The organism is Enterobacter sp. GER_MD16_1505_Eko_090 (assembly GCF_003331015.1).
Taxonomy (GTDB): domain Bacteria; phylum Pseudomonadota; class Gammaproteobacteria; order Enterobacterales; family Enterobacteriaceae; genus Enterobacter; species Enterobacter roggenkampii.
The window spans coordinates 24,083-37,094 of sequence record NZ_PUQF01000012.1 but is presented as its reverse complement, the minus strand read 5'-3'; the positions used below and the strand labels follow the sequence as shown (position 1 = coordinate 37,094).

Annotated in this window: 11 protein-coding genes; 7 read left to right on the top strand and 4 right to left on the bottom strand. The window is 61.5% G+C overall.

The window, feature by feature from the left end; all coding sequences use genetic code 11:
• Positions 1–6: 6 nt before the first annotated feature.
• The 4 genes from C6A40_RS14640 to C6A40_RS14625 all read left to right on the top strand — a co-directional run bounded on the left by C6A40_RS14640 (position 7) and on the right by C6A40_RS14625 (position 4,755).
• Entirely contained in the window at positions 7–1,560 is a 1,554-nt protein-coding gene (locus C6A40_RS14640) for a hypothetical protein (RefSeq protein ID WP_008502557.1), read from the top strand.
• Complete coding sequence (locus C6A40_RS14635) at positions 1,557–2,513, top strand: carbamate kinase family protein (protein ID WP_045336620.1); 957 nt, start codon at positions 1,557–1,559, stop codon at positions 2,511–2,513. The genes C6A40_RS14640 and C6A40_RS14635 overlap by 4 nt, the downstream gene beginning before the upstream one ends.
• 1 nt (position 2,514) lies before the next feature.
• Positions 2,515–3,894, top strand: coding sequence for an amidohydrolase family protein (locus C6A40_RS14630; protein WP_045336619.1), 1,380 nt, complete (start codon positions 2,515–2,517; stop codon positions 3,892–3,894).
• Positions 3,895–4,020: 126 nt separating this feature from the next.
• Positions 4,021–4,755: a class I SAM-dependent methyltransferase gene (locus C6A40_RS14625; RefSeq protein ID WP_045336618.1), complete on the top strand. Its 735-nt coding sequence runs from the start codon at positions 4,021–4,023 to the stop codon at positions 4,753–4,755.
• Here the strand turns inward: C6A40_RS14625 and C6A40_RS14620 are convergent.
• Positions 4,749–5,351 carry a short chain dehydrogenase gene (locus C6A40_RS14620; RefSeq protein ID WP_045336617.1) on the bottom strand — a complete coding sequence of 201 codons (603 nt, stop codon included), beginning with the start codon at positions 5,349–5,351 and terminating at the stop codon, positions 4,749–4,751. The genes C6A40_RS14625 and C6A40_RS14620 overlap by 7 nt on opposite strands.
• A 97-nt stretch (positions 5,352–5,448) precedes the next feature.
• On the opposite strand from C6A40_RS14620, the gene C6A40_RS14615 reads away from it, so the two are divergent.
• From C6A40_RS14615 to C6A40_RS14605, 3 genes are all read left to right on the top strand, one after another.
• Positions 5,449–6,336: a LysR family transcriptional regulator gene (locus tag C6A40_RS14615; protein WP_045336616.1), complete on the top strand. Its 888-nt coding sequence runs from the start codon at positions 5,449–5,451 to the stop codon at positions 6,334–6,336.
• Between the two features lie 20 nt (positions 6,337–6,356).
• On the top strand, positions 6,357–7,538 hold the full coding sequence (locus C6A40_RS14610; RefSeq protein ID WP_045336614.1) for an aminotransferase-like domain-containing protein: 1,182 nt from the start codon (positions 6,357–6,359) through the stop codon (positions 7,536–7,538).
• 85 nt (positions 7,539–7,623) lie between these two features.
• Complete coding sequence (locus C6A40_RS14605; protein WP_045336612.1) at positions 7,624–8,133, top strand: DUF6622 family protein; 510 nt, start codon at positions 7,624–7,626, stop codon at positions 8,131–8,133.
• 83 nt (positions 8,134–8,216) lie between these two features.
• On the opposite strand, the gene C6A40_RS14600 is transcribed toward C6A40_RS14605, so the two are convergent.
• Genes C6A40_RS14600 through C6A40_RS14590 form a run of 3 tightly spaced genes read right to left on the bottom strand, consistent with a single transcriptional unit; the run spans position 8,217 to position 12,995 of the window.
• The gene (locus C6A40_RS14600; protein WP_085930317.1) at positions 8,217–9,386 is read right to left on the bottom strand and encodes an HlyD family efflux transporter periplasmic adaptor subunit; all 1,170 of its coding nucleotides are present in this window, start codon (positions 9,384–9,386) and stop codon (positions 8,217–8,219) included.
• A 10-nt stretch (positions 9,387–9,396) separates the two neighbouring features.
• Positions 9,397–11,595, bottom strand: coding sequence for a type I secretion system permease/ATPase (locus C6A40_RS14595; RefSeq protein ID WP_045336610.1), 2,199 nt, complete (start codon positions 11,593–11,595; stop codon positions 9,397–9,399).
• Positions 11,592–12,995 carry a TolC family outer membrane protein gene (locus C6A40_RS14590; protein ID WP_031275130.1) on the bottom strand — a complete coding sequence of 468 codons (1,404 nt, stop codon included), beginning with the start codon at positions 12,993–12,995 and terminating at the stop codon, positions 11,592–11,594. The genes C6A40_RS14595 and C6A40_RS14590 overlap by 4 nt, the downstream gene beginning before the upstream one ends.
• Positions 12,996–13,012: the final 17 nt, after the last annotated feature.

The following is a 13,012-nucleotide window of genomic DNA, read 5'->3' as shown; positions in this document are numbered from 1 at the left end:
GCATCCATGAAAAACATGAAACTGGAGTGGAAAAGAGGTGACTGGGCGGCGTATTTCGGGTTGATGACCAACAACCTGACCAATCTGCTGACCATGATGGGGTTGCTCATTTTTGTCGTCGGCATCCCGAAGGAGATTGTTTATGGACGCATTGCGCCAGCCTTCGGGCTGGCGGTATTGGCCGCGAGTATTTGCTATGCGTGGTTCGGCATGCAGATGGCGCGCCAGACCGGGCGTACGGACGTCACCGCGCTGCCGTCCGGCCCCAGCGCGCCGTCCATTTTTACCGTGACCTTCCTGGTGCTGATGCCGGTCTATCAGCAAACGGGCGATGCGGAGTTCGCGATTCAGATTGGCCTGGTGTGGTGCTTCGTGGAGGCGATGATCCTGGCGGGCGGTTCGTTCCTCGGTGAAACCATCCGCAAGATGATCCCGCGCACCGTGCTGCTGTCGTGCCTCTCCGGCCTGGGCCTGCTGCTGCTGGCGATGAACCCGATGCTGCAGGCGTTCGAAGCGCCGACCGTGTCGTTCATCGTCCTGCTGCTGATCTTCATCAACTGGTTCGGTAAAAAGCCGATTTTCGCCAAAATCCCGACCGGTCTGCTGTTGCTGATTGCCGGTACGGCCCTGGCGTGGATCTCCGGTCTGCAAAGCCCGGAAGCGATCAAAGCCTCCATGTCATCGTTCGGCTTTAACCCGCCGCAGGTGCATGTGGAGGGCTTCCTGCAGGGCTTGCCGCACGCGCTGCCGTATCTGGCCTCTGCCGTGCCGCTGGGGCTGGCGAACTACATCTTTGACCTGGAGAACATCGAAAGCGCTCACGCGGCGGGGGATGAATACCCGACGCGTAAAGTCATGCTGGCGAACGGTCTGGCCTCCATGCTCGGCTGCCTGATGGGCAACCCGTTCCCGGTGACGGTCTACGTCGGCCATCCCGGCTGGAAAGCGATGGGCGCGAGCATCGGCTACACCCTGGCTTCCGGCGTGACCATGTTCATCGTGCCGCTGTTCGGGCTGGGAGCCTTTATGCTCGCCATCATCCCGATGACCGCCATCGTGCCGATTCTGGTGTTTATCGGCGTGGTCACCGCCAACCAGGTGGTGAGGGAAACGCCGAAAGTGGAAGTGCCGGTGATCTTCATCTGCCTGTTCCCGTGGATCGCCAACTGGGCGCTGACCATGATGAACAGCGTGATGGGGGCGGCGGGCACGAATGCCGCCAAAATCGGTACCGATGTGCTGCACAGCAAAGGGATCTACTACGAAGGACTCGTCCATCTGGGGAACGGGGCACCGCTCGCCAGTATGCTCTGGGGCTGTATCGCCATTTTCGCCATCATCAATAAACCGCTGCGCGGCGCCGTGGCCGCTGCGGGCGGGGCACTGCTGGCGCTGTTCGGGGTGATCCACGCGCCGGTGGTGGGCTTTGCCGAAGGCAGTTCGCTGATGTTCGTCACCGCGTATCTGATGATGGGCGGCATGTTTGTGGTGAAGCATTTTCTCGACAGCCGGGAAGTGACGAGCGCTGCGTCGGGTACTGTTGCGAAGGAACACGTATGAAAGAGCTTATGGTCGTTGCCATCGGCGGCAACAGCATTATCAAAGACAACGCCAGCCAGTCGATTGAACATCAGGCGCAGGCGGTTAAAGCGGTGGCAGAGTCGGTGCTCGAAATGCTGGCCTCCGACTATGACATCGTGCTCACCCACGGCAACGGTCCGCAGGTGGGGCTGGATCTGCGCCGCGCCGAAATCGCCCACGAGCGGGAAGGGCTCCCGCTGACCCCGCTGGCAAACTGCGTGGCGGACACCCAGGGCGGCATCGGCTACCTCATTCAGCAGGCGCTGAACAACCGCCTTGCCGCGCGCGGGGAGCAAAAAGCGGTCACGGTCGTCACGCAGGTGGAGGTGGATAAAAACGATCCCGGCTTTACGCACCCGACGAAGCCGATCGGCGCGTTCTTCAGCGAGGCGCAGCGCGACGAGCTGCAGCGCGCGCATCCGGACTGGCACTTTGTTGAGGATTCGGGCCGGGGCTACCGTCGCGTGGTGGCCTCCCCGCAGCCGCTGCGCATTGTCGAGGCCGATGCGATCAAGACATTGACGCAAAAAGGCTTTGTGGTGATTGGCGCGGGCGGCGGCGGTATTCCGGTGGTGCGTACTGAGCAGGGCGATTACCAGAGCGTCGACGCGGTGATTGATAAAGATCTCTCCACCGCGCTGCTGGCGCGCGAGATTCGCGCCGACGTGCTGGTGATCACCACCGGGGTTGAAAAAGTGTGCATCCACTTTGGCAAGCCGAATCAGCAGGCGCTGGACGCGGTGAGCGTGGCGCAGATGACGCGTTACAAAGACGAGGGCCATTTCCCGGCGGGCAGCATGCTACCCAAAATCGTCGCCTCGCTGGCGTTTTTACACCACGGCGGCAAGCGCGTGATTATCACCTCGCCGGACTGCCTGCCCGCCGCGCTGCGCGGAGAAACCGGTACCCATATTGTGAATGAAGGAAGATAAGATGAGTGAAAATAAAAGCCGCCGTGAATTCATCAGCCAGAGCGGAAAAATGGTGACCGCCTGCGCGCTGTTTGGCGCGACCGGTTCCGTCGCGTATGCTGCCGACTCCGCAAAACCAACCTGCGAGACGGGTAAACCGATGACCATCACCGCGAAACATTACTATCTGGACAACGTGCTGCTCGAAGCCGGGTTTAACTTCGACGGCAACGTGGCGACGAGCACCCGCACCGAGCTGAAAACGCTGGAGATCAAAGACGGGAAAATTGTCGCCCTGCGCGATAACGGCAGCCACGCCGACGCGACCCTGCCGCACTACGACGCGGGTAAAAAGCTGATGCTTCCGGCGATGCGCGACATGCACATTCACCTGGATAAAACCTTTTACGGCGGCCCGTGGCGTTCCCTCAACCGCCCGGCGGGCACCACCATTCAGGATATGATCCGCCTGGAACAGAAGCTGCTGCCTGAGCTGCAGCCCTACACCCAGGAGCGTGCGGAAAAGCTGATCGACCTGATCCAGTCAAAAGGCTCCACCCTCGCCCGCAGCCACTGCAATATAGAGCCGACCTCCGGCCTGAAGAATCTCGAAAACCTGCAGGCGGTCCTGGCGCGCCGCAAACCCGGATTTGACTGCGAAATCGTCGCCTTCCCGCAGCACGGGCTGCTGCTATCGAATTCCGAAAAGCTGATGCGCGAGGCGATGCAGGCCGGGGCGCACTACGTGGGCGGGCTGGACCCGACCAACGTCGACGGGGCGATGGAGAAATCTCTCGATCTGATGTTCCAGATTGCGCTGGACTATGACAAAGGGGTGGACATTCACCTGCACGAAACCAGCCCGGCGGGCGTGGCGGCGGTGAACTACATGGTCGAAACGGTGGAGAAAACCCCGCAACTGAAGGGCAAGCTGACCATCAGCCACGCCTTCGCGCTGGCGATGCTCAACGAGCAGCAGGTGGATGAGATTGCTACCCGCATGGCGGCGCAGCAGGTGACCATCGCCTCCACCGTGCCGATTGGCACCCTGCATATGCCGCTGAAGCAGCTGCGCGATAAAGGCGTGTTTGTGATGACCGGCACCGACAGCGTAATCGACCACTGGTCGCCGTACGGTCTGGGGGACATGCTGGAAAAAGCGAATCTCTACGCCCAGCTCTACATTCGCCCGAACGAGCAGACGCTCTCCCGCGCGCTGGGAATTGCGACCGGCGACGTGCTGCCGCTGAACGACAAAGGCGAACGCGTGTGGCCGAAAGCGCAGGACGACGCCAGCTTTGTGCTGGTGAACGCCTCCTGTTCCGCCGAAGCCGTGGCGCGCATCTCCCCGCGCACCGCGACGTTCCATAAGGGCAATCTGGTCTGGGGTACGGTGGGCTAAAAGCGAGCCGGGTGGCGGCTTCGCCTTACCCGGCCTACTGAAACCCTCAAATCGTAGGCCGGGTAAGCGCAGCGCCACCCGGCAATGTTTTATACTGGGAGTCACATTATTAAAGAGGGATCTGCCATGGCACAAAACATCTACGACAACCCGGCGTTTTTCGAAGGCTACGCCCAGCTTCCGCGCTCGGTGCAGGGGCTGGACGGTGCGCCGGAGTGGCCCGCGCTTAAGGCCATGCTGCCCGATTTAACCGGCAAATCGGTTGTCGATCTCGGCTGCGGCTACGGCTGGTTCTGCCGCGCCGCGCGCGAACTGGGCGCCTCTGAGGTCACGGGCGTTGATATCTCCGAAAAGATGCTCGCCCGCGCAGCGGAGCTTACGGTGGACCCACAGATTCACTATCAGCGGAGCGATCTGGACGCTCTCAAGCTCGACGAAAGCCGCCTCGACCTCGTCTACAGCTCGCTGGCGCTGCATTACCTTCCGGAACTGGACACGTTATTTGCCAGGGTTCAGCGCGCGCTCAAGCCCGGCGGCAGGCTGGTCTTTTCCATGGAGCACCCGATTTACACCTGCGCCTCGCGTCAGGGCTGGCTGACCGATGATAACGGCGAGCGGTTCTGGGGCGTGAACCATTATCAGGACGAAGGCCAGCGCGTCAGCAACTGGCTGGCGGACGGGGTGATCAAATACCATCGTACGCTGGGCACCACGCTTAACGCGCTGATCAAGGCCGGATTAACAATAAGCAACGTCAACGAATGGGGGCCAACGCAGGCGCAGATTGACGCCTGGCCCGCGCTGGCCGAAGAGTCGGAGCGCCCGATGCTGGTGCTGATCGCCGCCCGCAAGGCTCAGTAGCCGACCTTGTACACCCGCCCGGTCTGCACGCCTTCCACGCTGCGACGATAGGCTTGCGCCACCGTGGCGGCAGGCACGCTTTCGAAGCCCGGGAAGAAGCCATCGTACGTGTCGACCGATTCGGTGAGCACCGTTGGGCTAATCAGGTTGATGCGGATCCCGCGCGGCAGTTCGCAGGCTGCGGCGCGAACAAACCCTTCCAGCGCGGCATTCACCGTGGTGGCATTTACCCCCTGCGCAATCGGCTCGTGCGCCACGATCCCGCTTATCAACGTAATCGAGCCGCCTTCTTTCAGGTAGTGCTGGCCGGTCAGCGCCAGACGCACCTGCCCGAGCAGCTTATCCTGCAGGCCCTGGTTGAAGTCACTGTCCTTCATGGTCGCGAGCGGGCCGAAGTAGAGGCCGCCGCTGGCGGACACAATGGCATCCACCTGGCCGATTTTCTCAAACAGCGCCTGAACGCTCGCCTGCGAGGTGATATCTACCTGCTCGTCGCCCTGCGTGCGGCCCACGCGGATGACCTCGTGGCGACGACTCAGCTCATCCGTTACCGCACGACCGACCGTACCGCTGGCACCAATAATGACGATTTTCATAGCCGACTCCTTATGTTGTGAGCCTTCATTCTTTAATAAATTAAAAGTCGGATAAACTGGGCTAAAGTTAGAAGATTGCTAACCAGAGGTTTGGAATATGGATAAGCTTCGCAGCATGGAGACGTTTATTGCCGTGGTGGAAAGCGGCAGCTTCACCGGCGCGGCGGCGCGGCTGGAGATGTCGGCGGTGATGGTGGGCAAATACGTTGCGCTGCTGGAAGCACAGCTGGGCACCCGACTGCTGGAGCGTAACACGCGCCGCCAGAGCCTGACGGATGCCGGACGCGTCTATTTTGAAGAAGCCCGACGGGTTCTGGAGCAGGTGTCGATTGCCGAAAGCGCGGTTGAACGGCTGCGTGCCACGCCGTCAGGCACCCTGCGCGTCACGGCGCCTACGTCGTTTGGCGGCTGCGCGATCGCCCCGCTGACGGCAACCTTTTTGCAGCGCTACCCGGAGGTACGCATCGAGCTGGATCTGACTAACCGGATGGTCGATCTGGTGGAAGAGGGCGTCGATCTGGCCATTCGCATTGGCGACATTCACAACGACGATCTGGTGGCGAAATACCTGTGCCCCTACAACATGGTGATCTGTGCCGCGCCGGACTATTTAGCGCAACACGGCACGCCGCAAACGCCAGACGATCTGGTGGATCACCTCTGTCTTTCGCACACGGTGTGGACCGCGCGCAACGAGTGGCGGCTGCCGGGCGTGGAAGGGGAGGTCCGCTGGAAGCGCGATGCCGTTTTACGATGCAATGACGGCTACGGCTTACGCATGGCGGCGCGCGCGGGGGCGGGGCTGTTGCTGCAGCCGGAGGTGCTGGTGGCGGAAGAGCTGGCAAGCGGCAGGCTGGTTCGGGTGCTGGAGCCGTATACGCCCGCGCCGAGGCCGGTGCATTTACTGTGGCGTCAGGATTTGCGGCCGCTGCCTAAGCTGACGGAATTTATTGCCCATATTCTGCTAAGATTGGGCACAATATAAAAAAAGAAGGTAATCAAAGAATGTCTGCAAACAAACTCGCCCGCAGCGCGCAGGGCCTGCAATCCTCTGCCATCCGTGAATTATTAAAACATAGCAAAATGGCGGGCGTGATTTCGCTGGGTGGGGGTATCCCAAACCCGGACCTGTTCGATCGCGAAGGGCTGAAAATTGCCTCTGATGCCGTCTTATCGCAGCATTTTGGGGAAGCATTCCAGTATGGCCTGACGGAAGGCGTGCCGGGGCTGCGCGAGGAAATTAAACGCATCTGCGAGGGGCGCGGCATCACCTGTAAGGCCGATGATGTCGTCATTACCTCCGGCTCTCAACAATCTCTGGACGTGCTGGCGCGCGCGTTAATTAATCCGGGCGATACGGTTGTCGTTGAGCGTCCAACCTATCTTGCTGCGCTGCAGGTCTTTGGCCTGGCGCAGGCCAACTTTGAATCCGTCGGCACCGACGGTGACGGCATGAAGGTCGATGAACTTGAGGCGTTGGTGGCAAAGAAAACCATCAAAGCGGTCTATATCGTTCCAACCTTTGGTAACCCAGGTGGCGTTACGCTGTCTGAGGCGCGCCGTAAACAGCTGGTGGCACTCTCGAAGCGCTATGACTTCGTGATTATCGAAGACGATCCGTACAGCGAAATTAACTATACCGATGAGGTCTTCCGCCCGTTAATTGCCCATGCCAAAGATATCGGCAACGAAGAGAACGTGGTGTATACCTCCACCTTCTCTAAAATCCTCGCGCCGGGTACCCGCGTGGGCTGGGTGGTGGTACCGGAGTGGCTGAAGCGCGCGGTGGTGAACCTTAAGCAAACCACCGATCTGCACACCAGCACGCTGTCTCAGCTGATGACATACGAGTACCTGAAGACCGGCCGTCTGGCCGATCAGATTAAAACGATCCGCGAGGCCTATCGCCAGAAATACCGGACGTTCGCCACGGAGCTGGAAGCCGAGCTGGGCGACGTGATGTCGTTCCACAAGCCGAAGGGCGGCATGTTCCTGTGGGCGAAAATGAACAACGGCATGAACACTACCCGCTGGCTGGAAAAAACCTTAAGCAACGGCGTGGTCTTTGTGCCGGGCGAATTTTTCTACTGCAACGAGCCGGACCAGACAACGCTGCGCATGTCATTCGTCACCCCAACGGATGAGCAGCTGATAGAAGCGGTTCGACGCCTGAAAAAATCGCTGTAAAAGACCTGCGCATAACGGTAGTTTTGCCGTTATGCGCAATACGCGTTCAGGGCGGCACGGGCCGCAATCGTCCATGGAGATCTCCATGTTTGAATTTCTGATCGGTGTTGTGACGCACACGCCCGTCTGGGTGTGGGTGCTGTTTATCTTCCTTATCTCCCGCGGCATTAAAGCCCGACGGCCCGCCACCGTGACGCTGGAGCGGCTTGCCATTATTCCGGGCATCTTTCTTATCTGGGATATTTACGATCTGATAGTCTATCGCACGCTGACTCCCGGGACTGTTGCATTGTGGACGGCGGGGATCCTTGCCGGTGCCGCGCTGGGGTATGTCCTGATTAAGCAGGCTGTGATTACCCGCGCAGAGGCGCCGCGCAGCCTTTACCGGCAGGCCGACTACACCGCGCTGCCGTTTATGATGCTGGCGTTCGGGGTGAAGTATGTGCTGGGCGTGATGAGCGCGGTCTCTCCCCAGACGATGCAGCAGCCCGCCATGAGCGCGCTGGCGATCGTCTCCGGCGGCATGTTTGCCGGCGTCTTTATCGGGAAATTTGCGCGCTATGTTGGAGTCTATGTCGCCCGGGTTCCGGTCTGATGCCCTCACCCCAACCCTCTCCCACAGGGAGAGGGAGAAAACCATGTAGGCCGGGTAAGGCGCAGCCGCCACCCGGCGATTGACTACCGCTCCCTCAGCGCCTCTTTCGCCCGGTTGAACGGCTTAATCATGTAATCCAGCACCGTTTTCTCGCCGGTTTTAATATCCACCGTCGCAATCATCCCCGGCACAATTGAGAAATGCCTGCCCGCCTTATTGACCAGGTAATCCTGGCTGGTGCGGATAAATACCCGGTAGTAAAACACCTCCGGCTTGGCCTCGTCCTGAATGGTATCCGGGGAAATGGTCTCGACCACGCCGTGCAGCCCGCCGTAAATGGCGTAATCGTAGGCGGTGATTTTGACCAGCGCCTCCTGGTTCGGATGGATAAAAGCGATATCACGCGGCGAGAGGCGGGTTTCAATCAGCAGGTGATCGTCCACCGGCACGATCTCCATCAGCTCGCCGTTGGGCGGGATCACCCCGCCGATGGTGGTGACCTTGATGTTTTTGACGATCCCGCGCACCGGCGATTTCACCGTCAGGCGCGTGACGGAATCCTGACGGCCCTTGAGGATCGCCGAGACCATATCCACCTCCGCGTTGGCTTTCGAGAGCGCCTCGCGGGCCTGGACGTAATACTGCGAACGCACGTCGGTGAGCTTCAGCTCCAGATCGCTTTTCTGCCGCTGCAGGCGCAGCACCTCCACGTGGCTGGCGGCCCCGGTCTTTACCAGCCGCTGGGTAATGGCCAGCTCTTTGTTAGCCAGATCTAACGCGGCGCGAAGCTCCCGCTGGGTATCCTCCAGCTGCGCGCGGCGCGAGTTGTACAGCCGGGTTTCGTCGGCAATCAGATCCGGCCATTTCGCCAGCGAAGGCGGGAACTTCAGCGGCAGATCGTTTACCTCGGCGTAGAGGCGGGCGCTGGAGGCCAGCGAGGCGCGGTAGCGCGCCGCGCTTTCGCCGACGTTTGACTCGGAACGGGTCGGATCAAGCCGCGCCAGCACCTGCCCGGCCTGCACCTGATCGCCCTCGTGGACGTTCAGCTCGGTGAGGATCCCGCCGTCGAGAGACTGTAAGACCTGCTCGCGCGAGCTGGGGATCACTTTCCCCGATCCGGTTGACACCTCATCCAGCACGCCAAACCACGCCCAGACGCCCAGCACCACAAACATCAGCAGCGAGAAGATCACGATCCGGCGCGCGCCGGTGTAGCCGCTTTCGGAGTCGAGGGCGTTATCCAGATCGTCCATTGCCGCCACGTCACGCTGACTGATTTTCATTTTTCCACTCCCGTCCGGTTGCTGCCTGCTGCTGTTGCTGCTGCATGCGGCTGTTGCTCAGCGCCTGGGCTTTTGGCGCGTCCATCACCAGCATCCCATCTTTCAACACGACCACGCGCTCCACCAGCTCCAGCACCGGTACGCGATGGGTGGCGACGATCAGGGTGCGGTGCCCGAGCCAGTCGCCCAGCCGCTGGATGAATTCCCGCTCGGTGTGCTCGTCCAGCGAGGCGGTGGGTTCATCCATCAGCACGATATTCGGATCGCGCAGCAGCATTCGCGCCAGCAGAATCGACTGGCGCTGCCCGCCGGAGAGCCCCACGCCGTTTTCCATGATCGGGTAGTCCAGCCCCTTGGGCAGCTTCTGCACGAAGCCCGCCGCGCCGGTCAGCTCCAGCGCCTCGAAGATCTCTTCGTCGGTGGCGCGCGGCATGCCGAGGGTGATGTTCTCGCGCAGGGTGCCGTAAAACAGCCGCGCGTTCTGGGTCATAAAGCCGACGTTGCGCCGCACGTCCGCCACGTCGAGATGCGGCAGGCTGAAGCCGTCGAGCCGCAGCTCGCCCGCCGCCAGATCCATCCCGCCCGCCATCGCCTGCAGCAGGGTCGATTTGCCCGCGCCGTTGCGCCCGAGGATCGCCACTTTCTCACCCGGCCCGATCTCGAGGCGGTTAATGCGCAGCGCCATGCGCGGATCGTCCGGCTGATAGCGGAACTGCGCCTGCTCGAAGAGGTAGTGGCCGCGCAGCACGTCCTGGCGGATCGGCGTCTCCTCGCGCTGGTTTTCGGTGGGAAGCTGCATGATGCTGTCCAGCCCCTCTTTTGCCGCTTTGACCTGCTGCCAGCGGGCCAGCACGCCGCACAGTGTCGCCATCGGGGCGATCATGCGGGAGGCCAGCATCGATGCAGCGACCACCGAGCCGGTGGTCAGGGTACCGTCGATCACCATCGGCGCGCCGACCACAATCACGGCGGCGTAAACCAGGCTCTGAATGGTCATCCCCCAGCTGATCAGGTTCTGCGTCAACTCGCGGGTGCGCAGGCCGGATTCGGCGGTGATCTGGATATAGCTGTTCCACTGCTGCAAAAAGCGGTTTTCCGCCTGCATCAGCTTGATGTCTTCCAGCCCCTGCACGCTCTCCACCAGCACCGCGTTGCGCAGGGTCGATTCATGGGCCGACTGCTTTGCCAGCTCCGCCAGCTTCTTCTGCAGCAGCAGGCCGGGCAGGACCATGATCACCGCCGCGACCGGAGCGATCCACGCCAGCTGCGGGGCGATGATCGCCAGCACCACCACGAACAGGAGAAAGAAGGGCAGGTCGACAATCGTCGAGATGGTGGACGAGGTGACCATCTCGCGGATCTGCTCCAGCTCGCGCAGCTGTGAGATAAAGCTCCCGGTGGAGCGGGGAATCGCGCTGTTGCGCAGCCGCAGCGCGTGGCCGAAGACGCGATCCGAGACGCGCATATCCGAGCGCTTGCCGAGCAGATCCATAATGTGGCCGCGCGCCACGCGCAGCACGAAGCCAAACAGGGTGGCGATCAGCACCCCGATGGTCAGGACGTACAGCGTCGGGTAGGACTGGGCGGGGATCACCCGGTCATACACCTGCATGGAAAAGACGATCCCGGAAAGCGACAGCACGTTGATAAACAGCGCGGCGAGCATCACCCAGCTGTAGGGGCGGAGATCGCGCATCACCAGCCGGTAGAGCCAGTCCGGGCGATATTTTGAGATATAAGCATCCACGCGGCTGTCCTTCAGCGCGGCAAGGGGACGCAGGGCAATGACGTGGCGGATAGCGGGCAGCATGGCCGTCATCGACAGCCGGTTGGTGTAGGTCTGGTCGTCGAAGAAGCTGACTTCCAGCGTGTCGTCGCCGTCGAAGTGCTCGATCGCCCCGACCCGGCCGTCATTCAGCGCCACCACCACCGGCAGACGCCAGCTGTTGATTGACTGCTGGTCAGCGGTGAGCAGCTGAAACGACAGCCCCGCTTCACGGGCGAGCTGGGTGAGGGCGGGCACCATCGGTTTGCCTTTCAGCCACGGTGCGCCTGCGATCAGCGCGCCGGGCGAGCAGGCAACGCGGTAGCGGGTGGCGATAAAGCCAAAGGCCTGCGCCCACTGCGCCAGGGCCGCATCCGTCATGTTTTCACCTTGCGGGATATCACGCTGCTTCATGGCTGGATCTCCACGGTCTGGATGGTGCGGTTATCAAGGTCGAACGCATGACGCAATTGCCCGGTGTTATACAGGCAGTTGAGCTGCAGCTGGTGCAGCTGACCAACGGTCTGCTGCTGGGTGAAGCGCGCCTGATAAACCTCCTGTTCGGCGTTGAGCACGTCGAGCAGGGGGCGCGAGCCGAGGTCCAGATACTGCTGCTGGTACAGTTCGCGGGTGCGGGCGCTGAGCGCCTCCTGGCGACCCTGAATTTGCAGCGTGCTTTGCAGGCTCATCACCTGGCTGCGGGCTTCCAGCAGTTTCTGGCGAACGTCAAGGCGCGTGCGCTGAATGGTGGACTGTGCCGCTTCCACCGCGTGTCCGGCGGCGTTACGCCGGGCGGTGAGGCCGCCGCCCTGGTAGAGCGGCATCTGCACTTTCACCCAGGCGGAATACTGGGTGCGATCCCGCGTGTCGCTGCCCGCGTAGCGATCGTTCATGTAGTGGCGCACCTCCGGCTCCAGCGAGACGGTGGGCGTCATCTGCGCGTCGGCGTAGTCGAGGTTAGCCTGGGCGACGTTAGCCTGCGCCCAGGCGGCGAGTACCGCGGGAACCAGTCGGTCGTCCGGCTCGGCGACATCGCAGCTGCGGGCCAGCTTTTGCGGAAAATCATTGCTGATCGCGTTCAGGCTGTTCCAGCCGAGAAAGCTCATCAGCGTCGCGCGGGCGCTGTCCAGGCTGGCCTGGTATTGCATCAGCTGGGCGCGCGCGCCTTCGATACGGGCATCGGTCTGTACCACGTCAGAGAGCGACGTAGCCCCCTCGTCGTTACGCTGGCGGGTCAGCGTGCCAATGGAGGAAAGAGCCTCAAGCTGCTCTTTGGCGGTGTCGACCATCTGCTGCCAGGTTTGCACCTGTACCATGGCGACGGCGGTATCGTGGGCGATGGTGTCGATACTCACCAGCACGTTAGCCTGCTGCTGGGCCACGCCGGCGCTTTCGGCGCGCACCTGGCTGGCCACCTTGCCGAAGTCGTAGAGCATTTGTGAGAGGGAAAGCACCAGCGACGGCGTAAAGCCGTTCTGGTCGCCGTCGTGGGAATACCCGTTGTCCACGCCGGCATTAATCTGCGGATAGTATTTTGATTTTGCGACGTCCACCTCTTCGCTCTGCTGGTAGAGTTTGCCCACGGCTTCGCTGATGGCCGGATGCCAGGTGACGGCACGGTTGACGGCCTCGCCAAGCTGTAATGAGCCGGGCGCGGCGTTGCCAGCCACCGGGGCCACGCGACCGTTGAGCGAGGGGAGTTCCTGCGTTTCGCGAAGCTGTCCGGTATTGATGGTTGCCGCCGGATTTGCGCAGAAAGCGGGCACAGATATCAGGCAGCACGAGAGCCACCAGTAAGGCATCTTCATTCCCATGTCATGTCCCTAATAAA

Excerpts from the sequence above, each read along its gene's own strand:
- C6A40_RS14640 (WP_008502557.1), top strand. The coding sequence starts at position 7 with ATGAAAAACATGAAACTGGAGTGGAAAAGAGGTGACTGGGCGGCGTAT.
- C6A40_RS14635 (WP_045336620.1), top strand. The coding sequence starts at position 1,557 with ATGAAAGAGCTTATGGTCGTTGCCATCGGCGGCAACAGCATTATCAAA.
- C6A40_RS14630 (WP_045336619.1), top strand. The coding sequence starts at position 2,515 with ATGAGTGAAAATAAAAGCCGCCGTGAATTCATCAGCCAGAGCGGAAAA.
- C6A40_RS14625 (WP_045336618.1), top strand. The coding sequence starts at position 4,021 with ATGGCACAAAACATCTACGACAACCCGGCGTTTTTCGAAGGCTACGCC.
- C6A40_RS14620 (WP_045336617.1), bottom strand. The coding sequence starts at position 5,351 with ATGAAAATCGTCATTATTGGTGCCAGCGGTACGGTCGGTCGTGCGGTA.
- C6A40_RS14615 (WP_045336616.1), top strand. The coding sequence starts at position 5,449 with ATGGATAAGCTTCGCAGCATGGAGACGTTTATTGCCGTGGTGGAAAGC.
- C6A40_RS14610 (WP_045336614.1), top strand. The coding sequence starts at position 6,357 with ATGTCTGCAAACAAACTCGCCCGCAGCGCGCAGGGCCTGCAATCCTCT.
- C6A40_RS14605 (WP_045336612.1), top strand. The coding sequence starts at position 7,624 with ATGTTTGAATTTCTGATCGGTGTTGTGACGCACACGCCCGTCTGGGTG.
- C6A40_RS14600 (WP_085930317.1), bottom strand. The coding sequence starts at position 9,386 with ATGGACGATCTGGATAACGCCCTCGACTCCGAAAGCGGCTACACCGGC.
- C6A40_RS14595 (WP_045336610.1), bottom strand. The coding sequence starts at position 11,595 with ATGAAGCAGCGTGATATCCCGCAAGGTGAAAACATGACGGATGCGGCC.
- C6A40_RS14590 (WP_031275130.1), bottom strand. The coding sequence starts at position 12,995 with ATGGGAATGAAGATGCCTTACTGGTGGCTCTCGTGCTGCCTGATATCT.